The sequence below is a fragment of the Marinobacter sp. CA1 genome (assembly GCF_020546665.1).
Taxonomy (GTDB): Bacteria; Pseudomonadota; Gammaproteobacteria; order Pseudomonadales; family Oleiphilaceae; genus Marinobacter; species Marinobacter xestospongiae.
In genome coordinates this window covers 3,900,991-3,923,495 of record NZ_CP071785.1, presented here as the reverse complement: position 1 = coordinate 3,923,495, position 22,505 = coordinate 3,900,991, and the positions used below count along the sequence as shown (strand labels likewise).

At 62.6% G+C, this 22,505-nt stretch carries 26 protein-coding genes and 1 other RNA gene; 9 read left to right on the top strand and 18 right to left on the bottom strand.

Features of this window, described 5'->3' with window-relative positions; all coding sequences use genetic code 11:
* Window positions 1–20 precede the first annotated feature (20 nt).
* Window positions 21–419 carry a 50S ribosomal protein L17 gene (gene rplQ, locus J2887_RS17950; protein WP_227172511.1) on the top strand — a complete coding sequence of 133 codons (399 nt, stop codon included), beginning with the start codon at window positions 21–23 and terminating at the stop codon, window positions 417–419.
* Between the two features lie 108 nt (window positions 420–527).
* On the opposite strand, the gene ppa is transcribed toward rplQ, so the two are convergent.
* The 3 genes from ppa to rpiA all read right to left on the bottom strand — a co-directional run bounded on the left by ppa (window position 528) and on the right by rpiA (window position 3,234).
* On the bottom strand, window positions 528–1,055 hold the full coding sequence (gene ppa, locus J2887_RS17945; protein ID WP_227172510.1) for an inorganic diphosphatase: 528 nt from the start codon (window positions 1,053–1,055) through the stop codon (window positions 528–530).
* A gap of 152 nt (window positions 1,056–1,207) precedes the next feature.
* The gene (locus tag J2887_RS17940) at window positions 1,208–2,365 is read right to left on the bottom strand and encodes an acyl-CoA dehydrogenase family protein (protein WP_228752823.1); all 1,158 of its coding nucleotides are present in this window, start codon (window positions 2,363–2,365) and stop codon (window positions 1,208–1,210) included.
* Window positions 2,366–2,550: 185 nt separating this feature from the next.
* On the bottom strand, window positions 2,551–3,234 hold the full coding sequence (gene rpiA, locus J2887_RS17935; protein WP_227172508.1) for a ribose-5-phosphate isomerase RpiA: 684 nt from the start codon (window positions 3,232–3,234) through the stop codon (window positions 2,551–2,553).
* Between the two features lie 179 nt (window positions 3,235–3,413).
* Here rpiA and ilvA point away from each other — a divergent pair, with 179 nt between their 5' ends.
* Window positions 3,414–4,946, top strand: coding sequence for a threonine ammonia-lyase, biosynthetic (gene ilvA / locus J2887_RS17930; RefSeq protein WP_227172507.1), 1,533 nt, complete (start codon window positions 3,414–3,416; stop codon window positions 4,944–4,946).
* Between the two features lie 241 nt (window positions 4,947–5,187).
* Entirely contained in the window at window positions 5,188–5,334 is a 147-nt protein-coding gene (locus J2887_RS17925; protein WP_227172506.1) for a hypothetical protein, read from the top strand.
* On the opposite strand, the gene J2887_RS17920 is transcribed toward J2887_RS17925, so the two are convergent.
* The 7 genes from J2887_RS17920 to J2887_RS17890 form a co-directional block, all read right to left on the bottom strand.
* Entirely contained in the window at window positions 5,322–5,948 is a 627-nt protein-coding gene (locus J2887_RS17920) for a 5-formyltetrahydrofolate cyclo-ligase (protein WP_227172505.1), read from the bottom strand. The genes J2887_RS17925 and J2887_RS17920 overlap by 13 nt on opposite strands.
* A 148-nt stretch (window positions 5,949–6,096) precedes the next feature.
* A complete protein-coding gene (locus J2887_RS17915) occupies window positions 6,097–6,786 on the bottom strand; it encodes a PEP-CTERM sorting domain-containing protein (protein ID WP_227172504.1) in 690 nt (229 codons plus the stop codon).
* A 292-nt stretch (window positions 6,787–7,078) separates the two neighbouring features.
* Window positions 7,079–7,258, bottom strand: a non-coding RNA gene (gene ssrS, locus J2887_RS17910) — 6S RNA.
* Between the two features lie 65 nt (window positions 7,259–7,323).
* Window positions 7,324–7,614: a cell division protein ZapA gene (locus J2887_RS17905; RefSeq protein ID WP_227172503.1), complete on the bottom strand. Its 291-nt coding sequence runs from the start codon at window positions 7,612–7,614 to the stop codon at window positions 7,324–7,326.
* Window positions 7,614–7,820 carry a TIGR02449 family protein gene (locus J2887_RS17900; protein ID WP_227172502.1) on the bottom strand — a complete coding sequence of 69 codons (207 nt, stop codon included), beginning with the start codon at window positions 7,818–7,820 and terminating at the stop codon, window positions 7,614–7,616. Before J2887_RS17900 ends, J2887_RS17905 begins: the two co-directional genes overlap by 1 nt.
* 158 nt (window positions 7,821–7,978) lie before the next feature.
* A complete protein-coding gene (locus J2887_RS17895; protein ID WP_227172501.1) occupies window positions 7,979–9,259 on the bottom strand; it encodes an ABC transporter permease in 1,281 nt (426 codons plus the stop codon).
* Window positions 9,256–9,954, bottom strand: coding sequence for an ABC transporter ATP-binding protein (locus J2887_RS17890; protein WP_227172500.1), 699 nt, complete (start codon window positions 9,952–9,954; stop codon window positions 9,256–9,258). Before J2887_RS17890 ends, J2887_RS17895 begins: the two co-directional genes overlap by 4 nt.
* Before the next feature lie 86 nt (window positions 9,955–10,040).
* Between J2887_RS17890 and J2887_RS17885 the strand changes: the two genes are divergently transcribed.
* Window positions 10,041–10,544 carry a DUF3299 domain-containing protein gene (locus J2887_RS17885; RefSeq protein ID WP_227172499.1) on the top strand — a complete coding sequence of 168 codons (504 nt, stop codon included), beginning with the start codon at window positions 10,041–10,043 and terminating at the stop codon, window positions 10,542–10,544.
* Window positions 10,545–10,562: 18 nt separating this feature from the next.
* Here the strand turns inward: J2887_RS17885 and J2887_RS17880 are convergent, their stop codons facing one another.
* Window positions 10,563–11,207: a ZrgA family zinc uptake protein gene (locus J2887_RS17880; RefSeq protein WP_227172498.1), complete on the bottom strand. Its 645-nt coding sequence runs from the start codon at window positions 11,205–11,207 to the stop codon at window positions 10,563–10,565.
* Between the two features lie 185 nt (window positions 11,208–11,392).
* On the opposite strand from J2887_RS17880, the gene J2887_RS17875 reads away from it, so the two are divergent.
* The 5 genes from J2887_RS17875 to J2887_RS17855 all read left to right on the top strand — a co-directional run bounded on the left by J2887_RS17875 (window position 11,393) and on the right by J2887_RS17855 (window position 16,925).
* The gene (locus tag J2887_RS17875) at window positions 11,393–11,980 is read left to right on the top strand and encodes a UPF0149 family protein (RefSeq protein WP_227172497.1); all 588 of its coding nucleotides are present in this window, start codon (window positions 11,393–11,395) and stop codon (window positions 11,978–11,980) included.
* Between the two features lie 24 nt (window positions 11,981–12,004).
* Window positions 12,005–13,324, top strand: a complete 1,320-nt coding sequence (gene pepP, locus J2887_RS17870) for a Xaa-Pro aminopeptidase (protein ID WP_227172496.1) — start codon at window positions 12,005–12,007, stop codon at window positions 13,322–13,324.
* Between the two features lie 2 nt (window positions 13,325–13,326).
* Window positions 13,327–14,658, top strand: a complete 1,332-nt coding sequence (ubiH, locus tag J2887_RS17865; RefSeq protein WP_227172495.1) for a 2-octaprenyl-6-methoxyphenyl hydroxylase — start codon at window positions 13,327–13,329, stop codon at window positions 14,656–14,658.
* Window positions 14,655–15,887 carry a UbiH/UbiF/VisC/COQ6 family ubiquinone biosynthesis hydroxylase gene (locus tag J2887_RS17860; RefSeq protein ID WP_227172494.1) on the top strand — a complete coding sequence of 411 codons (1,233 nt, stop codon included), beginning with the start codon at window positions 14,655–14,657 and terminating at the stop codon, window positions 15,885–15,887. The genes ubiH and J2887_RS17860 overlap by 4 nt, the downstream gene beginning before the upstream one ends.
* Before the next feature lie 99 nt (window positions 15,888–15,986).
* A complete protein-coding gene (locus J2887_RS17855) occupies window positions 15,987–16,925 on the top strand; it encodes a DUF808 domain-containing protein (RefSeq protein ID WP_227172493.1) in 939 nt (312 codons plus the stop codon).
* A 54-nt stretch (window positions 16,926–16,979) separates the two neighbouring features.
* Here the strand turns inward: J2887_RS17855 and J2887_RS17850 are convergent, their stop codons facing one another.
* The 7 genes from J2887_RS17850 to hisI all read right to left on the bottom strand — a co-directional run bounded on the left by J2887_RS17850 (window position 16,980) and on the right by hisI (window position 22,484).
* Window positions 16,980–19,166: a TonB-dependent receptor gene (locus J2887_RS17850; protein ID WP_416381921.1), complete on the bottom strand. Its 2,187-nt coding sequence runs from the start codon at window positions 19,164–19,166 to the stop codon at window positions 16,980–16,982.
* 245 nt (window positions 19,167–19,411) lie between these two features.
* Window positions 19,412–20,134 carry a 16S rRNA (uracil(1498)-N(3))-methyltransferase gene (locus tag J2887_RS17845; protein ID WP_227172491.1) on the bottom strand — a complete coding sequence of 241 codons (723 nt, stop codon included), beginning with the start codon at window positions 20,132–20,134 and terminating at the stop codon, window positions 19,412–19,414.
* Window positions 20,131–20,928, bottom strand: a complete 798-nt coding sequence (gene tatC / locus J2887_RS17840) for a twin-arginine translocase subunit TatC (RefSeq protein WP_227172490.1) — start codon at window positions 20,926–20,928, stop codon at window positions 20,131–20,133. The genes J2887_RS17845 and tatC overlap by 4 nt, the downstream gene beginning before the upstream one ends.
* Window positions 20,925–21,386, bottom strand: coding sequence for a Sec-independent protein translocase protein TatB (gene tatB / locus J2887_RS17835; protein WP_227172489.1), 462 nt, complete (start codon window positions 21,384–21,386; stop codon window positions 20,925–20,927). Before tatB ends, tatC begins: the two co-directional genes overlap by 4 nt.
* Before the next feature lie 11 nt (window positions 21,387–21,397).
* Window positions 21,398–21,634, bottom strand: a complete 237-nt coding sequence (gene tatA / locus J2887_RS17830) for a Sec-independent protein translocase subunit TatA (RefSeq protein ID WP_227172488.1) — start codon at window positions 21,632–21,634, stop codon at window positions 21,398–21,400.
* An 87-nt stretch (window positions 21,635–21,721) separates the two neighbouring features.
* Window positions 21,722–22,051, bottom strand: a complete 330-nt coding sequence (locus J2887_RS17825; RefSeq protein ID WP_227172487.1) for a phosphoribosyl-ATP diphosphatase — start codon at window positions 22,049–22,051, stop codon at window positions 21,722–21,724.
* 1 nt (window position 22,052) lies between these two features.
* Window positions 22,053–22,484 (bottom strand): phosphoribosyl-AMP cyclohydrolase, encoded by a 432-nt coding sequence (gene hisI, locus J2887_RS17820; protein WP_227172486.1) that lies wholly within the window; start codon window positions 22,482–22,484, stop codon window positions 22,053–22,055.
* Window positions 22,485–22,505 lie beyond the last annotated feature (21 nt).

The window sequence follows — 22,505 nt, the reverse complement described above, 5'->3', positions numbered from 1 at the left end:
TAAGTTAAGGAATCAGAGCAATGCGTCATCGTAAGAGTGGTCGTAAGTTCAACAGGACCAGTGCGCATCGCAAAGCCATGTTTCGTAACATGGCAGCGTCGCTGGTTGAGCACGAGCTGATCAAAACGACGCTCCCGAAAGCGAAAGAACTTCGTCGGGTAGCAGAGCCGTTGATCACACTGTCCAAAACCGACTCGGTTGCCAACCGTCGTCTGGCTTTCTCCCGTCTGCGTAACGACGCAGCGGTAGCGAAGCTGTTCGAAGAGCTGGGACCGCGTTACTCCGAGCGTCCGGGTGGCTACCTTCGTATTCTGAAGTGTGGTTTCCGTGCCGGTGACAACGCGCCTATGGCTTATGTTGAGCTGGTCGGTCGTCCTCTGGACATCGAAGCGGAAGAGGTGGACGAAGACGAGGATTAATCCTCGCCTTCGGGACACAAAAAAACCGGCGCCTTCGGGCGCCGGTTTTTTTGTGTCTGAATCACGGAGCCTAGCAAGCCATGACTCCGTGACGCCATCCCCTTGGGATCAGCCCTTGTAAGCGGCTACGGACGCTTCCACGGCCTTGCGGGCTTCTTCGGCATTCGCCCAGCCCTGGACTTTGACCCACTTGCCGGCTTCGAGGGTCTTGTAGTTCTCGAAGAAGTGCTGGATCTGGTCGCGCAGCAGTTGCGGCAGGTCTTCGATGTCCTTGATGTTGCTGTAGGCCGTGGTCAACTTGTCGTGCGGCACGGCAACCAGCTTGGCGTCGCCGCCAGCTTCATCTTCCATGTTCAGCACGCCAACCGGGCGACAGCGAATCACCGAACCGGCCTGTACCGGGTATGGGGTCACCACCAGAACGTCCAGCGGGTCGCCATCGTCGGCCAGGGTGTGAGGGATGAAACCGTAGTTGGCCGGGTAGAACATCGGAGTGGCCATGAAGCGATCCACCATCAGTGCGCCCATGTCCTTGTCCAGCTCGTATTTGACTGGCGAGCTGTTGGCTGGAATCTCAATAGCCACGTAGATGTCTTCGGGCGGGTTTTTGCCGGCGGGAATGTGATCGAAGTTCATAATCGGTCCTTTCTCAGGGGTCGGTTAAACGGGGCTGAAAAGTGGCCGCAATTATACGTCGATCCGCCGCTGTCCGAAACTCAACCATGGTAGGTTCGGGCTTGCCATCATCCGGCGAAGCCCTTCAAAGGCAAAGTCGGTCCGCGAAACGGTCAGAGCTTCATCTGTTTGGCGATCAGTTCTTTCATGATCTCATCGGTGCCGCCGCCGATTGACAGGATCTTGGCGTCCCGATACAGCCGCTCGACCACCGACTCGCGCATGTATCCGATGCCGCCGTGCAGCTGAACGGCCTCCCGGGTGACCGACTCGCACACCTGAACGGCGAAGTTCTTGGCCATTGCCACTTCCTTGATCGGGTTCTTGCCCGCCTGCATCAGAGCGGCACAGCGGTAGGCGTATTCGCGGGCGACGTCGATCTGGGTCGCCATCTCCACCAGCTTGTGACGGTTGACCTGGAAGCGATCAATGGAGCGGCCGAACGCCTGGCGTTGCTGGCTGTACTGCAGGCTCTCCTCCAGGGCGATCTGTGCGGTCATGTAGGCCATGATGGTCAGCATCAGCCGTTCCTGCAGGAAATTGCTCATGATGGCGATGAAGCCGGCGTTCTCCGCCCCAATCAATCGGTCTGCCGGTACCCGGCAGTCTTCAAAGAACAGTTCCGCGGTGTCGCTGGCCCACCAACCCATCTTCTTCAATTTGCCGCCGGTGCTGAAGCCCGGGGTGTCCCGGTCGATCAGCAGTAGGCTGATGCCGCCATGGCCCTCGCCACCGGTTCGAACCGCAACGGTGTAGTGATCGGCCCGGTGACCGCTGGTAATGAAAGTCTTGCTGCCATTCACCACATAGTGATCGCCATCCCGGACGGCCCGGGTGCGCAGACTGGCGACATCGGAGCCGCCGCCAGGCTCGGTGATGGCGAGGGCGGCGATCTTCTCGCCGCGAAGAACCGGGGGCACGATCTCGTCGCGGACCTCGGGTCTGGCCCACTTGGCCACTGGCGGTAGACCAATATCGAGCGACCCCAGGCTAGCCACCAGGCCACCCGATGTGGAGCGCATCAGTTCCTCGGAGACGGCCACCTTCAGGAACACATCGCCTTCGCCGGTACCGCCCAGGTTCTCCGGGAAGCCGATCCCCAGCAAGCCGGCATCGCCTGCCAGTCGGTATAGCTCACGGGGAAACTCCCCGGTTTCTTCCCAGTCCTGAATGTGGGGCAGGACATGGCTGCTGATGAACTTGCGCACGGTCTGGCGAACCTGCTGGTGGGTCTCGTTGAAGTACTCGGTCACGGTGATCTCCCCGGCCATCGGATTGTTGGTGTTTTTGGCAGTGTCACCGATAACGAGGTACCAAGCAAGCGCTTGGTATTGTCCGTTGGTGCCGTTTGGCTCTCTGGGGCAGACCTGGAAGCCGGGTGGGGATTCTGAATACCTGAAAGCCCCTTGATGGGGGGGGCTTTCAGGAGTGAGAAGGTGCGTGGAAGGGGGTGGCTTCAGTGTGCGCCGGGGCGGGCGATGCTCTGGACACCGTCAGCGGTGCCGAGCAGCAGCAGGTCAGCGGGGCGTCGGGCAAACAGCCCGTTGGTCACCACGCCCACGATCTGGTTGAGCTGCTCTTCCACATGGATCGGGCGGCTGATGTCCAGGTTGTGGACATCGATGATGATGTTGCCGTTGTCGGTGGTGACGCCCTCACGATAGACCGGGTCACCGCCCAGTTTGACGATTTCCCGGCCGACATGGCTGCGGGCCATGGGGATGACTTCGACCGGCAGCGGAAATGCCCCCAGAATGTCGACTTTCTTGCTGTCATCGGCAATGCAGATAAAGGTCTTGGCGACCGCGGCAACAATCTTCTCACGGGTCAGGGCCGCGCCCCCGCCTTTGATCAGTTCCAGCCGTTCGTTGGTTTCATCGGCTCCGTCGACATAGAACTCCAGAGTGCCGGCACTGTTGAGGTCGTACACCGGAATGCCATGGCCGCGGAGGCGCTCTGCGGTGGCCTCGGAGCTGGCGACGGCGCCGTCAAATTCGGTGCGGAGGTCGGCCAGCAGGTCGATAAAGAAGTTGGCGGTACTGCCGGTGCCGACCCCGATGATGCTGTCGCTGTCGAGGCGAGGGGCGATGTAGTCGAGGGCGGCCTTGGCCACGGCCTGCTTCAGTTGGTCCTGGTTCATGCTGGGCTCCGGGTACGTCGGTGGCGAAAATTGCCGCTATTATAGCCGCCAGCCTGGAGGGGTTATAGACGTGCCCCCGGGAAACTTTCTACACTGTGGGTTTTTCCCTGCGCGAAACAGTCGCTTGCCGCCGTCCGTCGACAGCGCCGGTTTTGGCCTTATTTACGGAATCAGAGATTATGCCGCAACGCTACATCAAAAAAATCCTGGATGCCCGCGTCTATGACGTGGCGATCGAAACGCCCCTGACCGAAGCCCGTAACCTGTCCCGTCGTTTCGAAAACCGGATTATTCTCAAGCGTGAAGATCTGCAGCCGGTATTCTCTTTCAAGATTCGGGGGGCCTATAACCGCATTGCCCAACTCTCCGAAGAGCAGAAAGCCAAGGGCGTGATCTGCGCGTCAGCGGGCAACCACGCCCAGGGTGTCGCGCTGGCGGCCAAGCAGTTGGGCATCAAGGCGGTGATCGTGATGCCCCAGACCACGCCGGAGATCAAGGTGCGGTCGGTACGCAATAACGGCGCCAAAGTGGTGCTGCGTGGCGACGCCTACGATGAAGCCGCAGCCCACGCCGCGGAGTTGGTAGAGAAGCAGGGGCTGACCTACATTCCGCCGTTTGATGATCCCGACGTGATTGCCGGCCAGGGGACCGTGGCGATGGAGCTGATGTGGCAGTTCTCCCAGCCCCTGCATGCAGTGTTCATCCCGGTCGGGGGTGGCGGTCTGGTTGCCGGGATGGCTGCCTACATCAAGTACCTGCGCCCGGAAATCCGGGTGATCGGTGTCGAGCCGGAGGATTCCAACTGCCTGCAGGCGGCGTTGGCGGCCGGCGAGCGGGTGACTCTGGATGAGGTGGGAATCTTCGCGGATGGGGTGGCGGTCAAGCGCATCGGCGAGCACCCCTGGGAGATCTGCAAGGACACCGTGGACGAGGTCATCACCGTCTCCACCGACGAAATCTGTGCCGCCATCAAGGACGTCTTTGACGATACCCGTTCCATCACCGAGCCCGCTGGGGCGCTGGCGGTGGCCGGTATCAAGAAGTACATCGAGCGGGAACAGATTGAGGGTGAAAACCTGGCAGGGGTCCTCAGCGGCGCCAACATGAACTTTGATCGCTTGCGCTATGTGTCTGAGCGTACGGAGATTGGTGAGAAGCGGGAGGCCATCCTGGCGGTCACCATTCCTGAGCGCCCGGGGGCTTTCAAGAGCTTTATCAAGGCCCTGCACAAGCGCAGTATCACCGAGTTCAACTACCGCTACGCCAATGCCGATGAGGCCTGCATCTTTGTCGGCATCCAGATCCAGCAAGGTGGCCTGGGCCGGGATGAGTTGGTGCAGGAGTTGCGGGAGACCGGCTACGGCGTGGTGGACCTGACCGATTCCGATCTGGCCAAGCAGCATATCCGCCACATGGTCGGCGGGCATGCTCCCAGTGTCAGCAACGAACGCGTCTACCAGTTCGAGTTCCCTGAGCGCCCGGGCGCGCTGCTGAAGTTCCTGATGTCTCTGGGGACCCGCTGGAACATCTCTATGTTCCACTACCGCAACCATGGCGCCGCGTACAGCCGTGTGCTCATGGGTGCGCAGGTGGATGAGGGCGATACCGAGGCGTTTCAGGCGATGCTCGACAAGGTCGGCTTCCGCTATCAGGACATGACCGACAATGAAGCCTATCGGCTGTTTCTGGGCGCCGGCAACGGCTCAGCATGAGCTAACCGGTAGTTCATTAATAAATATTAATTCGTAATAAATTGTAAGTTATCAGATGCGTGATAATCTTCCGGTAGATTCTGCAAAGTTCGTTTTACCGCTTGATTTTCACGCTTTATCCAAGGGCTGTTTCGGCTCATTCAACTCTGGTTGCAAGCGGTGACGACACATCAGACGTCCGGGGCAGCGTGGTCCCGGACGTGGTTGGCGCAAGCTACTGCGCGAACGGAGAGCACACCTCATGCATCGCAAGCCAGATATGATCCGGACCATTGTCCTGATCTTCGCCATCGGGCTCGCCATTACCGGTTTCGCCTCCCTGCAGGCCTCCGAGCAGGGAAAACGGCCTGACGCCGGAGAGCCCGCCAGCGAGGCTCAGACCCGGTAGCGGCATCGATCCGTGACAATGCCGTCAAGCGGGATGTCCCAGGGCTCAATCGGCAGCCGCACCACCCGTTGTATCTCATGGGCCAAGCCAATCAGTTTGGGCGCCAGCCTTGGTGTCCGGCGGACAAACTCAAACGTCCGGTCGTAGAAACCTCCTCCCATCCCCAGGCGTCCACCTTCCAGATCGAACCCCACCAGCGGCATCAATACCGCGTCCAGCGCCCAGGTCGGGCGCCCGTGGCCACCGTTAAACACCGGTTCCGGGATGCCAAAACGGTTCGGCTGAAGCACCGTGGTTTCGTTGTACGGGGTAAATTCCATGTGGCCATCGCGAAAGCGGTGTAGCACCGGCAGGTAGAACTGAACCCCCCTTTGCCGGGCGGCGGTCACGTAGGGGGCGGGGTCGATCTCACCGTCGTTGGCGAGGTAGATGCCGATGTGCTTGGCTCGGTACAGGGCCGGGCTAGCTGTCAGGCGTTGAGCCAGGGCTCTGGCGGCCTGTCGTTGCTGGTGCCGGGATAGGGAGCGACGTCGCCGGCGCAGGGCCTTGCGAATCTGGTGACGTGATGACTGTTCCGGGTGTGGTTCAAACGGGGCAGCAAGCGGAAGACGCATAACGTGGTGGCATATCCTGTGGCTGGAGGAGGCTCGGCGCGGGACCGGCAGGCGGTGCCTGCGGTGCTCAGGATACGAAGGTGGAAGGTTGGGCGTCCAGTGGGATGAGAAACAAAAAGCCGGCCACGGTGAGTGGCCGGCTGGGGGCTCAGGCTGAGCGCTTGCGAGCGGCGGTCAGGCCGACCAGACCGAGGCCCAGCAGGGCCAGGGTGCCAGGTTCCGGAACGTCGACGCGAATGTCGCCTTCGATGGCGGAGTTGTCGGTGTCAGTCACGAAGGAGAAGCTGTCGTTACTGGCCAGGCCCTGGTTGAAGCTGAGGATCAGGGTTTCATACAGGTCACCAAAGAAGGTGCCGTTCAGCGAGACCTGGTTGGTATAGGTGGCGGTCACGTCGCTGACGGTGCTGCCGCTGTAGCTGGCGTTGTCGATGGCTCGGCCGTTGGCTGAGCCCGGGGTGTACTCGCCACCGCCGAGTACGTCAAAAACGGTGTCGCCGCTGGAGCCGCTGAAAATCAGCTGTTCGATCAGTGAGCCAGAGGTGTTGCTGGCGTTGACGGTCCACGGTTGGTTGAAGGTGGTGGCGCCGCTGAAAGAGACCGACCAGCCCGCGCCGTTGGCGCTGCCGCTGCCGTTGAGGGCGGCGGTATCGGTGGTGCCATTACTGAACTGGGCGGTAATGCTCAGGCCTTCCATGTCGTTAGCACCGGTGGAAAAGCTGGACAGACCGGTGGTGGTGTAAGCGGTGCCGGCGGTGTAGTTGGTGGTAACCGGCACAGCCAGGGCGGTGGAACTGGCGGCGAGAACGGCGAAGCCGAGCAGGGACTGTTTCACTGTCATTGGGATGCACTCCATGTAGTCGTTTGATCGCAGCCGGTTGGGGTGGCTGGTCATTATTGATTGCAGAGTGCATTCAGCAAGAACTGAACCTGTCTGGCTATACCTCATTTAAATCATTGAGTTGAAGGGCAGTGGCTGTGAGCTTGTCTTATCATCTGTAAAGCATGTCGACAGCTCGGGGTGAGCGCTGTAATCCACTGGAAACAGTTGATGGGCTGTCTGCCTATGGCCCAGGTGGCCGGCGCTGCTGGCGAGTGCGGTTGAGGAGGTTTACTGCGAGATGAGGGGAGAAAAGCTTCCCGGGTTGCCGTTATCGGATGTGGCCCTTGAACCCAAGGTTCAAGGTCGGCGGCCGCTGTGACATATTAGGCTTTCCCCCGCAGGGGACATGCTCACAATGCCCTGAAGTGGCCGCCTGGGTAGTGCGCATCGGCTCGAGGACGTATCCGACCAGCGAACAACCCAGGAAGTTGGCCTATTATAGAGTGATCACCGGGGGCGATTGCAAACCGGATTTTAACGGTGCCGCTGAATCAACTACTCAGCGGGAGACAGGGCCTCGTCCAGCTTGTCGCTCATGGCCTCGAGGATACGACTGGAGGCGTCGGACAGGCTGTCATGGTGCAGCAGCTCGTGGGTGATGTTGAGGGCGGCCATGACGGCAATGCGCTCGGTGCCGAAGACCTTGCCACTGCTGCGGATTTCCCGCATCTTGCGATCCAGGTGGCCGGCGGCTTCCATCAGTGCCTGACGCTGCTCCTCGGGGCAGGCGACCAGGTACTCCTTGTCGAGAATTTTGACTTCAACCGTGGTGGCGGTATCTGACATCAGTGCTGCTCCAGGGCCCTGAGACGGCCGATCATGGCTTCCACCTTGTTCTTGGCAAGGTCGTTCTTCTGGATCAGCTGGGCACGTTCCCGCTGCCAGTCTTCCTGTTGCGCCCGCATTGCGGCGTTGTCCTGCTCCAGTTTGTTACAGCGTTCGATCAGCCTGTCGAGCTTGTCCGCTAATGCCTGCAATTCGGACTGTTCCATGGCGTGTCCAAGGTACCGGTTGAAAGGTCGGGTTGAAAAGATCGGTGGTGCGAGAACCCCGGCCAGCCGGGCCGGGGCAGCGTGGGGCTGTTCCCGCCACCTGACAGGGGCCCAGTAACTATAAGTATGGACTCTAACCCGGTCAATTTACAGGGATGTTATTCCGTCGACGCGGTCCCAAACTGTGGCCTGCGTCCCTGCCACCAGCCTCGCAGGGCGGGAATCAGTGCCACCGCCATGGCCGCCAGCGGTACACTGGCCAGAATCAGCCATTCCATCTGGTCCAGGGCGCGCAGGCGGATCTGCAGGCCGTAATGCTCCAGCAGCCACGGCCCCAACAGGGCCAACAGGCCGGCGCCCAAGGCCACGGCCAGCACACAGGACAGCATCGCCAGCAGGCCGCATTCGATCAGGTAGAGCCGGGCAATCAGCAGCGGTGATGCGCCGGTTGCCCGCAGGATGGCGATTTCCTGGCGGCGATGCACCTGCAGGGTCAGCAGCACGGCGGTCAGCCCGATCAGGCTGGTGATCACCACAAAACCGGTGATGCCCAGCAGAGTGCGCTCGAACTGGCCCATCAGTCGCCACAGTTCACTCAGGGCCACGCCGGGCAGGATGGCCGTCAGCGGTTCCCCCTGGAACTGATTGATCTGGCGCTGTACCTGAAAAGTCAGCACCTTGCGCTCAATACCAACCAGGGCGGCGGTAATGGCCTTGGGTGACAGATCCCGTTGCCGCGCCACATCGGCGCTGACGGTGCGCCCAGGCAATGGCACGCCGGATTCCCAGCCGATATGAATGGCCTCCAGTCCGGCCAGGCTGATGTAGACCGCCCGGTCCACCGGTGTGCCAGTGGGCGCCAGGATGCCGCTGACGGTGAAGGGGGTCTGGTCATGGCGAAGGAAGCTGGTGCTGCCACCGCCATGGGCCAATACCAGTTCATCTCCCAGCCGGTGCTGGAAGCGGCGCGCCACCTCGGCTCCCAGTACCACGTCGAACAGGTCGTCAAACCAGTGACCCTGGGCCAGCGCCAGTGGCTGGTCGTCGCCATAACGGAAGTGTTCGGGCATGCCCTGATCGGTCCCCACCACCCGGAAGCCGCGGTAACTGTCGCCGAGGGACAGCGGCACCAGCCAGTCGATGCGCGGGTCGTCCCGGAGTTGCTGGTAGCTGGACCAGCGAATGTTGTTGGTGGCATCACCGATGTGGAACACCGAGTAAAGCAGCAGGTTGAGTTGGCCACTGCGGGCACCAACGATCAGGTCGGTGCCGGCGATGGTGCTGGTGAATGACTGCCGCACCTCTGTGCGCAGGTACTGAATGCCCAGCAACAGCATGATGCTGAGGGTCAGTGTCAGGGTCACCAGACTGAGTATGCCCCGGCGATGCCAGATGCTGGCCAGTGCCAGGGCGAGCGACAATGGCAGACGCGGGCTCATGCGGGATCTCCCAGGGTGATCAGGTGGTCAAAGTGGCGGGCCAGGGTGTCATCGTGGCTGACGAACAGTACCGAGGTCCGGCGCTCCCCGGCCAGGGTCAGCAGCAACTCCAGAAAGCGGTCTCTGTTCTCCCGGTCCAGTGCCGAGGTGGGTTCGTCCGCCAGGATCAATCGGGGCGCTCCGATCAGTGCCCGTGCCGCCGCCACCCGCTGCTGCTGGCCGACGCTGAGTTGAGTGACGGGTTTGGACCACAGCCGTGACGGCACCGCCAGGGCGCTCAGCAGCCGCTTTGCCTCCGCGTCCGGCGCGGGTTCGGTGCGGTCGCGACGGCCTGCGGAGAGCCGGCAGGGCAGCAGGGTGTTGGCGGTTACCGAGAGATAGGGTACCAGGTTGAACTGCTGAAAAATCACCCCCAGGTGATTGGCTCGCAGGGCATCCCGTTCGCCCCGTGACAGCTGGCCGAGGTCCTGGCCCATCACCTCGATTCGGCCCTGTTGCGGCGCGGCGAGCCCGCACACCAGGCTCAGCAGGGTACTCTTGCCGCTGCCACTGGGGCCTTTCAGGAACAGGTTGGTGCCGGGCGCCAGGGTCAAGTCCGGAAAGGCCAGCCAGGGATCGGCAGGGCTCCAGCGGAAACGGAGGTCCCGGGTTCGCAGGGCGGGAGTCTCCTCAAGGTCTGTCTGGGAAAAAGTCATGTCGGCGTCGCTTGGTCGGGAGTCACTGTGCTGGTGTTGTGGAGTTGGTGTAGCATCGGAGCATCACTTTATTGGGAGCATATTGCATGTTGGCAAAACGGCTTGGCATTGCCGCCCTGTGCCTGATTCAGTTGCTGTGGCTGGTTCCGGCCTCGGCCGATGAATCGGCACGGGAAATCGACTGGCTGGAACTGATGCCGGAGAGCGATCTGGCACTGCTGAACAACCTGCCGGAAGTGGAGCACGAAGGCGATGGTCCTGCCAGCCTGCCTGACGAAATCATGACCGGACGGGTAGTACCGGCGATGAATGGCGTCGAAGGCCGTATTCCGGGGTTTGTGGTACCGCTGAAAACCACCGGCGACATGCGCATACTGGAATTCTTCCTGGTGCCGTATTTTGGCGCCTGTATCCATGTGCCGCCACCGCCGCCGAACCAGATTATCCACGTCAAATACCCTCAGGGCATCCAGCTTGAAGTGTTGTACGAGCCGGTGTGGGTTGAGGGCACCCTGCGTACTGAGCGGGTGGAGAACGACGTGGCCGCCGCCTCCTACACCATCCAGGCCGAGTCGGTGGAGCTTTACTGACACCGGTATCGGCGCTGCTCAGGGCAGCTCGAAGCCCGGCTGATCCAGACTCAGGCGGTGGCTGCCCTGGGCCTGGTCGGTGACCCACTCGACCCGCAGGCTTTCCAGGTTGGGGAAGCGTTGGAACAGTGTGGATTCCAGTCGCACGTCGGCCACCTGCCCCTCGCACACAATCTGCTGACTGACCTCGACATCGCGATGGACGCTGCCAGGCTCTTCGTCGTGGTCGTGGTCGTGGTCGTGGTCGTGGTCGTGGTCGTGGTCGTGGTCGTGGTCGTGGTCGTGGTCGTGGTCGTGGTCGTGGTCGTGGTCATCCTCATGGTGGTGCCCATCCGATGCGCCCGTCAGCGCCATGGTGGCAGCCTGGGACCGGCAGTTGATACCGGTGGCGGTCAGCAACGGTGTGCGTCGTAACCAGGAATGGACTTCGTTGACCTTGCGAACGTCCTCATCGCTGGTGGCGCGATGCTCGAATCCCAGCAGATTGAAGGCCGGCGAGGTGAAAATGACATCCAGCCGGTCACCGCTGATGGCCACCTGCAGCAGCGCCTGGCCGTGTTCGTGGGCGGCCAGGTTGTCCTGGGCCTGGGCCGTTGATGCCAGGCCGGCCACGGTAAGCAGGCCGACGACGAGGTGCCGTGGAGCAAAGATTGGATGGGGCATGTCTGCGCACTCCGGGGTTCTGGGTTTGGTTATGTTATAACATAATTCACCCCGATCCCGGGCAGGTCAAGGGGTGGGGTGATCGGTGTCTTCGCTGGACGCGAATGCTAGGATAGGGCTTTGTACCGGACGGCGTTGCTGTCCCGGTCGAATCCGCGATGACCACCACAGGATTGAACCACTGCATGTCTGATTCCGACGCCACTTCTTCCCACGACGAATTCGAGCGCTGGGCCAACGTCTTTACTGAGCACCAGGCGTTCAGCCATCCCTCTGAACTGCACGGTACCCTCTGTGGCCGTCTGGCGGCCGGTAGCCGCCTGCCGCAGGACCAGTGGCTGGCACTGGTCTGTGAGCAGATGGGCTTGCCAACCACGGCGCCGGAGGAATCGGAGGCGCTGAGCGCGTTCATGATTGCCGCTTACGACCAGACCCTGACCCTGCTGAAAGCCTCTGATATGAGCTTCCAGCCGCTGATGCCGGACGATGACTATGCCATGGAGCAGCGCTTGCAGGCCCTGTCGGCGTGGATTCGTGGCTTCCTCGAGGGGCTGGCGCTGGAAGCCGGCGCTGGCCTGGGGGAGGCGCCGGAGGAAATCCGTGAACTGATCGAGGACCTGGTGGCGATCAGCCAGGTGTCCGAGACCGAGGCGGACGGTGAGGAAAGCGAGCAGCAGTTGACCGAGATCACCGAATACGTTCGTCTGGGTGCGCTGGCGGTATTCACCGAATACAATCCGCCGGAACCCCGCGAAAGCAAGACCCTGCACTAACGACACCAATCACTGGGGAGCGTCATGGCCGCCAAGATACCCGTAAATGAGTTCGCTGAACGCCGTCAACGCCTGATGGAGCGCATGGCCCCGGACAGCATCGCCATTCTGCCCGCCGCCCCGGAGCGGGTGCGTAACCGGGATGTGTTGCACCCATTCCGGCAGGACAGCGACTTCCAGTACCTCACCGGTTTCGGCGAACCCGACGCGGTGCTGGTGCTGATTCCTGGCCGGGATCATGGCGAGTCGGTGCTGTTCTGCAAGGAGCGTAATCCCGAGAAGGAACTTTGGGACGGTTTTCTGGTGGGGCCGGACGGTGCCATTGAGCATTATGGTCTGGACGATGCTTTCCCGATCTCTGATATCGACGACATCCTGCCGGGCATGATTGAGGGCCGCAGCCGAGTCTATTACCCCCTTGGCAAGGACCACACTTTTGATACCCAGGTGATCGACTGGGTCAAGATGATTCGTAGCAAGGTTCGCTCCGGGGCCCAGCCGCCTGGCGAGTTCGTGTCCCTTGAACATCACCTCCACGATCTGCGTCTGTACAAGAGCGCCAATGAGATCAAGGTCATGGCGCGGGCCGGAGAGATCAGTGCCGAAGCCCATCGCCGGGCAATGAGCCGCGCCCGGGCAGGGCTTCACGAGTATCACCTGGAGGCTGAGCTGCTGCATACCTTCATGGAGCACGGAGCCCGCAGCACCGCCTATCCCTCCATTGTTGGCAGTGGCACCAATGCTTGCATCCTGCATTACATCGAGAACCGGGCGCCGCTGGCGGACGGTGATCTGGTGCTGATCGACGCCGGCTGCGAACTGGAGTGCTACGCCTCCGACATTACCCGGACCTTCCCCGTCAGTGGCCGTTTCAGCGATGAGCAGAGGGCGCTGTACGAGGTGGTGCTGGCGGCCCAGTACGCCGCCATTGAGGCGGTCTGCCCCGGTAATCACTGGAACCACGCGCACGAGGCGGCGCTGGAAGTGCTGTGTCAGGGCCTGATCGATCTCGGGCTGCTGGACTGCTCGCTGTCCGACGCGCTGGAACAGGAGCGCTTCAAACCCTTCTTCATGCACCGGACCGGCCACTGGCTGGGGCTGGATGTCCACGATGTCGGCGACTACAAGGTCGGCGATGCCTGGAGGGTGCTGGAGCCCGGCATGGTCCTGACGGTGGAGCCTGGCCTCTACGTGGCGCCGGACAACACCGATGTTGAGCCCCGCTGGCGGGGTATCGGCATTCGCATCGAAGACGACGTCGTGGTCACTCGGGAGGGCTGCCGGGTGTTGACGGACGCCGTGCCCAAGACCGTGGCCGAGATCGAAGCGTTGATGGCGGGCTGACCATGACAGCGACAAGCCACCTTGAAGGCGGGCAGCACAGCGATCTGGTGATCGCCGGTGGTGGCCTGGCCGGCGCCTCATTGGCCCTGGCCATGGCCCGGGCCCTGCCGCATCGGGCCATCACTGTGGTGGAGTCGTTCCCGCTGACTCAGGACGCCCTGCCGGACAGTTACCAGCCCAGCTATGACGCCCGCTCCACTGCATTGGCGTGGGGGTCGCGGCAGATCTTCCAGGATCTGGGGTTGTGGTCGGCGCTAGCCCGCCAGGCTACGCCGATCCAGCATATCCATGTGTCCGACCGCGGCCGCTTCGGTGCCACCCGGCTGGCTGCCGGGGATCATCACCAGGAGGCCCTGGGCTATGTGGTGGACAACCGTTGGCTGGGCCTGTGCCTGATGGCGGCGCTGCGCCAGTGCCCGCAGGTGCGATGGCTGGCGCCAGCGACGGTGGAGACGGTCGGTGCCGAAGCTGGGGTAACCCGGGTTCAGGTGCGCGCTGGCGATGGCACCCTGCACGATCTGCGCACCCAGTGCATGGTGCTGGCCGATGGTGGCCGCTCCGGTCTGAGGGAGCAGCTGGGCTTTCAGGTTGAACGGCGGGACTACGGCCAGCATGCCCTGATCGCCAATGTCTCCACCGCCGAACGTCACCAGTTTACCGCCTTTGAACGATTCACCGACGCCGGCCCCATGGCATTGCTGCCCCACGGCGGGCCGGGTCCGGCTTCCGCTTGCACCAGTGCCCTGGTCTGGACGCTGAGTCCGGATGCCCTGGATACGGTGATGGCGGCATCGCCGGACGACCGTTGCCGGCAATTGCAGCAGCGTTTTGGCTGGCGCCTGGGGCGGTTTACCCGCATGGGCGAGTGCAGTCACTACCCACTGAGCCTGGTGACGGTACCGGAGCCGGTGCGCCCGGGGGTGGTGCTGATCGGCAACGCCGCCCACGCCCTGCATCCGGTGGCGGGCCAGGGCTTCAACCTGGCGCTGCGAGGAATCACCGCGCTGGTGGAACAGTTTCAGCAGGCCGATGCCCGAGGCGATGCCCTGGGCAGTCTGTCGGCCCTCAAGGGCTATCAGCAGGCCCATCAGGCGGACTGGCAGCGTACCGTGCAATTCTCCGATTCCCTGGTGCAACTGTTTGGCGCCAGTGTGCCGGGGCTGGGCCTGGCCCGGGACGCCGGCCTGGTTGGCCTTGATCTGGTGGCTCCCGCCAAGCGCTGGTTTGCCCGCCAGGCCATGGGGCTGGGCGCCCGTCGCCCGGATTATCACCATGGCCAGACAGCGGACGCCGCGGCCGGGACGTCAGGACACTCGATTGAGGAACGCTCATGAACGACTCTCCGCACTTCGATGTGCTGGTCGCCGGCGGTGGCATGACCGGCAGTGCTCTGGCCCTGGGGCTTGGCCAGCAGGGCTGGCGGGTTGGTGTGGTGGAGGCGGCGCCGGTAGCCGCGCTGCTGGACGCCCCCGCACCGATTGGCTCGGTGGCGGATTTCGAACCCCGGGTCAGCGCTATTTCAGCGGCCAGCCAGCGTTTGCTGGCCGATCTTGGCGCCTGGCAGGCGGTGGCGACCCAGCGCCATTGTCCCTATCGCGGCATGACGGTGTGGGATGCCGAGGGTACCGGGCGTATTCATTTTGATGCCACCGACCTTCAGGTGCCGGCCCTTGGCTGTATCGTCGAGAACCGCTTGCTGGTGCGGGCACTGATGCTGGCATTGCAGGACAGCCCGGTGACGGTGTTTGACCAGGCCCGGGTGACCGGCCTGTCGCCCTGCCAGCAGGGCCAGCGGCAACTGACCCTGGACGACGGCCGGGAATTGACCGCGGCGCTGGTGGTGGCCGCCGATGGCGCCCAGTCCCGGCTGCGCCAGTGGGCCGGTTTGCCGACCCGCGAGTGGGATTACGACCAGCAGGCCATCGTCTGCACGGTGGAAACCACCCAGAGCCACCGGGATACCGCCTGGCAACGGTTTTCCACGACCGGGCCGCTGGCGTTCCTGCCATTGGCCAGCGGTGATCCGGCCGACGCCGGTCGTTTCTGTTCCATTGTCTGGTCCCAGGACACCGACGAGGCCCGTCGTCTGCTGGCGCTGTCGGATAACGACTTCCGTGAGGCGCTGGCGGCGGCCATCGAACACCAACTCGGTCCTCTGGTTGCGGTGTCGGCACGCCAGGCTTTCCCGCTGCGTCAGCGTCACGCCAAGGACTACATTGGCGAGAGCCTGGCACTGGTGGGGGACGCTGCCCATACCATTCACCCGTTGGCGGGCCAGGGCGTCAACCTTGGTTATGGCGACGTCAGGGTGCTGCTGGCGGAGCTGGACAGCGCCCGGCAACGGGGGCTGTCACCGGCGGATGAGCTGACCCTGGCGCGCTATCAGCGCCGCCGCAAGGGCGATAACCTGGCGATGATGGCGGCAATGGAGGGCTTCAAGCAGCTGTTTGCCCGTGATGAGCTGCCGTTGCGCTGGCTTCGGAATACCGGCATGCGCTGGCTTGACCAGTTGCCGGCCATCAAACACCGGGTGGCCGCCCAGGCCATGGGACTGCAACCCTGAGCCGGCATACTTCAGGTCAGGCTGGCGCTCTCCGCAGCCTGACACATCCTTTAGTCCAGGCAACACCACCGCTTAACAGAACACAGGAAGGAATCCGCAATGGCCGGAGCCAGTTTGCTCGCCCTGATTGATGATATAGCCACCATCCTTGATGACGTATCGGCGATGACCAAGGTCGCCACCAAGAAAACCGCCGGGGTTCTGGGTGATGACCTGGCCCTCAATGCCCAGCAGGTCACCGGCGTCAAACCGGCCCGGGAAATTCCGGTGGTGTGGGCCGTGGCCAAGGGATCGCTGCGCAACAAGGTGATTCTGGTGCCGGCGGCGCTGGCGATCAGCTTTTTCGTACCCTGGCTGGTGACCCCGCTGCTGATGGTGGGGGGCGCCTTTCTGTGTTTTGAGGGGTTTGAAAAGCTTGCCCATCGCTGGCTCCATTCCCATGAAGAGGACGAGGCTCACAAGGAGGAGCTGAAACAGGCACTGCGGGACCCGCAGAAAGATCTGGTGGCGCTGGAAAAAGAGAAGGTGAAGGGTGCCATCCGCACCGATTTTATCCTGTCGGCGGAAATCATTGCCATCACCCTGGGCACCGTTGCCCAGCAGAGCATTGGCATGCAGTTTCTGGTGCTGTCGGTGGTGGCGTTATTAATCACCATCGGCGTCTATGGCCTGGTTGCGGGCATCGTGAAGCTCGATGACGGTGGTCTCTATCTCAGCCAGCGGCCTGGCGACGATGGCCTGGCCCCGATGCTGCGGGCCTTTGGCCGGGGCATTCTGTGGCTGGCGCCGTACCTGATGAAAGGGCTCTCCGTGCTGGGGACCGCTGCGATGTTCCTGGTCGGCGGGGGTATCATTTCCCACGGCATTCCGACGCTCTATGATTTGATCCATCATCTCACCGACCCGCTGTCCGGGATGCTGGCGGTACTGATGCCGGTATTGGCGGACGGAGTTGTGGGGATTGTGGCCGGTGGTCTGGTGGTGGCGGTGGTCACCCTGGTCGGAGGCCTCTGGAAGCGTGTTCGCGGAACTGCCTGAGCGGCCGGTGGGCTGAGGCGGCGGGCCAGCGTGAATGCCGGCCCGCCGGGTCGATCAATAATCGACGGTGTAGCTCAGGGTGTAGGTGCGACCGCGGCCCTGGAATTCAAACAGCTTGTCGTAACCGTAGAACATCTGGGCGCGCTGACCCCAGACGGTCAGATAGTCGTTGTTCAGCAGGTTGCTGATCCCCATTCCCAGGCGCCCCACCGGCAGCTCGCGGGAAGCCTGCAGGTCGACGGTGGTAAAGCCATCGATCTCGTTGCCGGCATCGTCGTCGATGTCAAAGGCATGATTGCCCTGCAGCCGAACCTGGGTGCGGGCATCCTGCCATTCCACAAACGCCATGGCGCTGGGCAAACTGGCGTAACGGGCGTCTTTCTTGTCCCAGTCACCCTCGTTCTTGACCTCGGACCGCAGCACATGGCCCTGGACGCCGGCGCGCCACTGATCGCTGATGCGGTAGGCCAGGCTGGCTTCCAGGCCATAATCCCGGGTCTTGGCGTTCACCACGTCAATCTGCAGGGTATCGGTGACCCGGGTGTCCTTGTCTGACCAGGTGTAGTAGGCGGCTACCTGGGCTTCCCAGTTGGCTTCGTACGCCCGCCAGCCCAATTCCACCTGATGGGTCTTCAGGCCGGGCAAGGTGTTGCTGTCAACGTCGAGGGCGTCGTTGAGGGTGTAGTAGCCATTGTCCAGCGAGTAGCTGCCGCGGCCAAACACCTTGCCCGGATCGGGAATTTCGAAGCCCTGGCTGAAGCTGGTCCACAGTTGCTGGCTGGCGGTGAGGTTGTAGATGGCGCCGGCATTCACCAGGGTGACGTCGTAGCTGTTCTCGCCACCGGGAATGGCGTCGGCACCCGTCGCCAGGCCGCGTTGGACGTCAATCTGCTGCTGGGTGGGCACAAAATTGTCCACTTCCAGGCTGGAATGGCGCTGGCGGATGCCGGCGTTGAGCCGCAGCCGCTCCGTTGCCTGCCACTCGGTCTGCAGGAAGGCGGTCACACCATCCACCCGGTAGCCCGGGTAGCGGCCGACGGTAAAGTCCTCCTCGGTCACCATGGCACCACTCTGCAAGGCTTTGGCGGTGTCAAAAATCATCTGGTTGGCCTTGAAGTCCTCTCGGTCCAGATCCACGCCATAGCTGAACTGCCAGTCCCCCCAGTGCTTGACCAGCAGCCCCTTGAGGTTGTGCTGGGTGGTGTCCTGGAGTGACGCGCCAACGTAGCTCTGGGCCATGTTCTGGCGAATGTAGGGGTAAGGGTGGAAGCTGGCCTTCTCGCCCCGGGTGGACAGTTGCAGGTACGCGGTATGACCGAACAGGTCGCGATGCTGGTAGTTCAGGTTCACCAGGTGGCGATCGGTTTCCGGTGCCCGGTCGGTCTTGTAGCCGGTACGAATCTCCGGATCTGCGATGGTGCTCAGGTTGGGGCCGAGGTAGACCCCCTGATTGCCGTTGAAGCGGGAATCGTACGCCTGGCCCAGCAGCTCCAGGGACTGCAGGTCGCTCAGTTGTAGACGCACGCTGCCCATTACATCCAGGCTGCGGTTGTACTGCAGGTCGGTCTGGGTGATGTCCGGCATGATGGCGTCGCCGTCGGCGTCGTAGAACGCGCTGTTGCGCTGGGTGGCTACGGCGAGGCGCCCCTGGACCCGGTCATTGCCGCCGCTGATGGACTGGCCGGCACGGAACACGCGATCTTCGCTGTCGTTGAAGCCGGAGCTGGCGGAAGCCTCGGTGCGATAGCGGGTGTCTCCGGCTTCGCCCTTATGGGTAATGATGTTGATGATTCCGCCGGTGCTGCCGCCGCCGTAGATCGCGGTGGCACCGGAGAGCACTTCGATGCGTTCGATGTTGAACGGGTCAATGCTGTCGAACTGGCGGCTCAGACCGCGGGAGGAGTTCAGTGAGACGCCGTCAATCATCACCAGCACGCTGCGTCCGCGCATATTCTGGCCGAAGTTGGTGCGGCCCTGGGGCGCCAGGTCGAGGCCGGGTACCAGCTTGCCAAGCACACTTTTGAGGTCCTGACCGGACTGGAGTTGGGTTTCCAGTGCTTCCTGCTCCAGGACCCAGACGGTGCCCGGCACCTGGCTGATCTGTGCCGGCGCGCGGTTACCAACCACCACCAGCTCATCCAGCGAGTAATTGGTGGCGTCAGCCAGCAGCGGGGTAGTGCAGCTGGCGATCAGGGTACCAAGGCCGGCCCGGTAAAGTGCCGAGCGGGTTCGCGGAATCATCGTCATGGAAATCTCCGGGAGTCGATTACGGGTGAGTAATGGATGGGAGGGGAAAAGTAATGCAAATGCGTAAAATTATCAATTGATCGACGCGGCAGGTTGTGGGTACAAGCGCCGGGGGCGTGGTACTCAGGACGTCGTGCTACTCAGGGCGTTGTAGTACGCAAGAAGGGGAGGTGGTGTTTGGCGCCGATCCGGCGCCCGCGCCGCAGAGCCGCGGCCTTCTACTAGCTGCAGCCGTTTAGTTAGTAGCCGCAGCCGTCGTAGAGCCGGCCGATCAGCACCGGTACTGCGGTTTCCACCCGCAGGATGCGGCGACCCAGGTGTACCGACTGGCAGCCGGCTTCAACCAGCTTGTCGACCTCGTAGGGAATGAAGCCGCCTTCGGGGCCGATGCACAGGGTCGCCGGGCTGCTCAGGTGGCTCGGGCAGGGCTGGTCTGTGCCCGGATGGGCCACCAGGCCCGGACGCTGTGCCAGCAGCGCCGGCAGCTCGTCCTCGACGAAGGGTTTAAAGCGCTGGCGGATGTGCACCTGGGGCATGCGGGTGTCACGGGCCTGCTCCAGTCCCAGGGTGAGGTTCTCCCGCAACGCGTCTGGCCCCAGCCAGGGCGTCTGCCAGAAGCTTTTCTCCACCTTGTAGGCGTTGATCAGCCAGATCTCCTTGACCCCCAGCGCCGCCACCGTTTGCAGCACCCGCCGGAACATTTTGGGGCGGGGCATGGCCAATACCAGCGTCAGGGGCAGGGGCTCGGGCGGTGACTGATCCAGGGTAATGGCCAGTTCGGCGGCGTCTGCATCGCGCTGGATCAGGGTGCCGGTGCCGATGTTGCCGTTCTCCACCCCCACTGGCACCTGGTCTCCCACCTCGGAGCCGAGAATGGTGGCCAGGTGGTCGAAGCGGCGACCGGTCAGCCGGACCCGGTCGGGGCCGATAAAATCGGCCTCGGTCAGCAGTGCGAGGTTCATTGTGGCTCGTTGGCCTCGGCCGAATCGGTCGCCGGCGCCCGGCGCTGAGCCAGGTAGCCAAACAGGATGCCGAGCTCGAACAGCAGCCACATGGGCACTGCCAGCAGGGTCTGGGAAATGATGTCCGGCGGAGTCAGCAGCATGCCAATGATAAAGCAGGCCACCACCACGTAGGGGCGTTTGGCTGCCAGTTCCCTGGGGGTGGTGATGCCGGTCAGGATCAGCAGGATGGTGGCAATGGGAATCTCGAAAGCGACACCGAACGCGAAGAACATTTTCAGCACGAAGCTGAGGTAGCTGGCAATGTCCGGCAACTCAACGATGCCCTCGGGGCCGATCGCGGTAAAGAAGCTGAACACCAGCGGAAACACCACAAAGTAGGCAAAGGCGGCGCCGAGGTAGAACAGGGCGACCGAGGTTGCCAGCAGTGGAAACGCCAGACGCTTCTCATGGGCGTAGAGTCCGGGGGCAATAAAACTCCAGATCTGGTAGAGAATCACCGGGATTGCCGCAAACACCGCCAGCACCAGCGCCAGCTTCAGCGGCGCGAAAAAGGTCGAGGTGATGTCGGTGGCGATCATGGTCTGGCCTACCGGCAACAGCTCCAGCAGCGGCCCGGCCATAAACAGGTACAGTTCGTTGGCCCAGGGGTAGATCACCGCAAAGCACAGCGCGACGGCCAGCACCATCTTCAGCAGCCGGTTGCGCAGTTCCAGCAGGTGTTCGATCAGGGACATTTCCTGGCTGTTGTCGGCCGCATCCGTTGATGGCGGGCCTGGAGGGGTAACGCTCATTGACGGCTTTCCGTGGATGTGTCCGGGGACTCAGGTGCCGGAGAGGTCTGGTTTGCCTCCGTGCTGGCGCTGTCCGCCGGTGTCGCCGGGGGCTCGTTCTCCGGGGAGTCCGGTTGCTGCTCCGGAGGCCGTACCCGACGGGTGGCCGGAGCCGGCCGGGAGCGGGTACTGGTGTCCGATACCACCATGTGCTGGTACTGCCGGGCCTCGTCGAGGGCATCGCGGACGGTCTTTTCAACGTCTTCCAGGCCAACGTCGCCAGCCTGGCGCAGCTGCTCCTTGAGTTCGTCCGCCTTGAGCTGGCGGTCCAGCTCGCTGGAAAACTGGCTGACCATACGGCGGGCACCACCAATCCAGCGCCCGGCCGCCCGCGCCGCTGTGGGCAGGCGTTCGGGGCCAAGAACCAGCAATGCAATCACTGAGCAGATCAGCAGCTCAAGGAAGCCAATGTCGAACATCCGGCGGTGTCTCAGTTATGGGTCTTTTCGCCGGCGCTGTCGGTGGTGCGGGCCTGTTGGGGCTGGTCGGCAGCCTGGTCCTCGACGGAACGCTGTTGCGGCTTGCCGTTGTCCTCTTCGTTCATGGACTTCTTGAAGCCACGGATGGCGCCACCCAGGTCGCTGCCGATATTGCGCAGTTTCTTGGTTCCGAACAACAGCACGACAATGCCGAGAACGATTAGAAGTTGCCAGATACTGATACCCATGATGGGGTCCTCATTTTCATGCAGAGACTCACAATATTGTACGCTACCGGGGCTGCATTGCGGAAACCCCCAGAAGGGGTACTCCGATTACTGGTCCCGGGCGGCCTTTTCTTCCAGTCCGGAGAGGTCGAAGCGGCGAGCCAGTTCATTGATTACGTCGTCCGGTCCCAGACCCAGCCGCGACAGCATCACCAGCGAGTGGAACCAGAGATCGGCCGTTTCGTACACCACGTCGCTGGTGTCGCCAGAACGCTCCGCATCCTTGGCCGCCAGCAGGGTTTCGGTGCACTCCTCGCCCACCTTCTCCAGGATCTTGTTCAGCCCCTTGGCATGCAGGCTGGCGACGTAGGAACTGTCCGGGTCCGCCTGTTTGCGGGCTTCCAGTACGTCGGCCAGGCGCATCAGCACATCACTCATGTCAGTCTCCCTGTTGCGGGTGCGGGCGATAGATGGTGTCCGGGTCCTTGAGGACCGGATCGGTCACTTCCCAGCGGCCCTGTTCCAGGCGGCGGTAAAAACAGCTGCGCCGTCCGGTATGACAGGCGATGCCTCCCCGCTGTTCCACTTTCAGCAGAATAACGTCGGCATCGCAGTCCAGGCGAATGTCCAGAACCCGCTGCTGATGGCCTGAGGACTCGCCTTTGCGCCACAGTTTGTTGCGGGACCGGGACCAGTAGATCGCCTGGCCTTCGGTTGCCGTGGCCGTCAGCGCTTCGGCGTTCATCCAGGCCATCATCAGGATGTCACCGCTGGTGGCGTCCTGGGCAATGGCGGGGATCAGGCCATTGGCGTCGAAACGCACTTCGGCCAACCACTCTGGGCTGTCGACATTAGGGGAAGAGTCTTTCATTTCTGTGAACGTCCGTCGATT

Bases quoted from the DNA above. Each gene is read 5' to 3' on its own strand.
- pepP (WP_227172496.1), top strand. From the start codon at position 12,005: ATGGCCGCCAAGATACCCGTAAATGAGTTCGCTGAACGCCGTCAACGC.
- tatC (WP_227172490.1), bottom strand. From the start codon at position 20,928: ATGAGCGTTACCCCTCCAGGCCCGCCATCAACGGATGCGGCCGACAAC.
- tatA (WP_227172488.1), bottom strand. From the start codon at position 21,634: ATGGGTATCAGTATCTGGCAACTTCTAATCGTTCTCGGCATTGTCGTG.
- J2887_RS17900 (WP_227172502.1), bottom strand. From the start codon at position 7,820: ATGGAACAGTCCGAATTGCAGGCATTAGCGGACAAGCTCGACAGGCTG.
- J2887_RS17880 (WP_227172498.1), bottom strand. From the start codon at position 11,207: ATGCCCCATCCAATCTTTGCTCCACGGCACCTCGTCGTCGGCCTGCTT.
- J2887_RS17915 (WP_227172504.1), bottom strand. From the start codon at position 6,786: ATGACAGTGAAACAGTCCCTGCTCGGCTTCGCCGTTCTCGCCGCCAGT.
- J2887_RS17885 (WP_227172499.1), top strand. From the start codon at position 10,041: ATGTTGGCAAAACGGCTTGGCATTGCCGCCCTGTGCCTGATTCAGTTG.
- rpiA (WP_227172508.1), bottom strand. From the start codon at position 3,234: ATGAACCAGGACCAACTGAAGCAGGCCGTGGCCAAGGCCGCCCTCGAC.
- J2887_RS17850 (WP_416381921.1), bottom strand. From the start codon at position 19,166: ATGATTCCGCGAACCCGCTCGGCACTTTACCGGGCCGGCCTTGGTACC.
- J2887_RS17825 (WP_227172487.1), bottom strand. From the start codon at position 22,051: ATGAGTGATGTGCTGATGCGCCTGGCCGACGTACTGGAAGCCCGCAAA.
- J2887_RS17855 (WP_227172493.1), top strand. From the start codon at position 15,987: ATGGCCGGAGCCAGTTTGCTCGCCCTGATTGATGATATAGCCACCATC.
- tatB (WP_227172489.1), bottom strand. From the start codon at position 21,386: ATGTTCGACATTGGCTTCCTTGAGCTGCTGATCTGCTCAGTGATTGCA.
- ppa (WP_227172510.1), bottom strand. From the start codon at position 1,055: ATGAACTTCGATCACATTCCCGCCGGCAAAAACCCGCCCGAAGACATC.
- J2887_RS17845 (WP_227172491.1), bottom strand. From the start codon at position 20,134: ATGAACCTCGCACTGCTGACCGAGGCCGATTTTATCGGCCCCGACCGG.
- rplQ (WP_227172511.1), top strand. From the start codon at position 21: ATGCGTCATCGTAAGAGTGGTCGTAAGTTCAACAGGACCAGTGCGCAT.
- J2887_RS17905 (WP_227172503.1), bottom strand. From the start codon at position 7,614: ATGTCAGATACCGCCACCACGGTTGAAGTCAAAATTCTCGACAAGGAG.
- J2887_RS17860 (WP_227172494.1), top strand. From the start codon at position 14,655: ATGAACGACTCTCCGCACTTCGATGTGCTGGTCGCCGGCGGTGGCATG.
- ilvA (WP_227172507.1), top strand. From the start codon at position 3,414: ATGCCGCAACGCTACATCAAAAAAATCCTGGATGCCCGCGTCTATGAC.
- ubiH (WP_227172495.1), top strand. From the start codon at position 13,327: ATGACAGCGACAAGCCACCTTGAAGGCGGGCAGCACAGCGATCTGGTG.
- hisI (WP_227172486.1), bottom strand. From the start codon at position 22,484: ATGAAAGACTCTTCCCCTAATGTCGACAGCCCAGAGTGGTTGGCCGAA.
- J2887_RS17895 (WP_227172501.1), bottom strand. From the start codon at position 9,259: ATGAGCCCGCGTCTGCCATTGTCGCTCGCCCTGGCACTGGCCAGCATC.
- J2887_RS17920 (WP_227172505.1), bottom strand. From the start codon at position 5,948: ATGCGTCTTCCGCTTGCTGCCCCGTTTGAACCACACCCGGAACAGTCA.
- J2887_RS17875 (WP_227172497.1), top strand. From the start codon at position 11,393: ATGTCTGATTCCGACGCCACTTCTTCCCACGACGAATTCGAGCGCTGG.
- J2887_RS17940 (WP_228752823.1), bottom strand. From the start codon at position 2,365: ATGGCCGGGGAGATCACCGTGACCGAGTACTTCAACGAGACCCACCAG.
- J2887_RS17925 (WP_227172506.1), top strand. From the start codon at position 5,188: ATGCATCGCAAGCCAGATATGATCCGGACCATTGTCCTGATCTTCGCC.
- J2887_RS17890 (WP_227172500.1), bottom strand. From the start codon at position 9,954: ATGACTTTTTCCCAGACAGACCTTGAGGAGACTCCCGCCCTGCGAACC.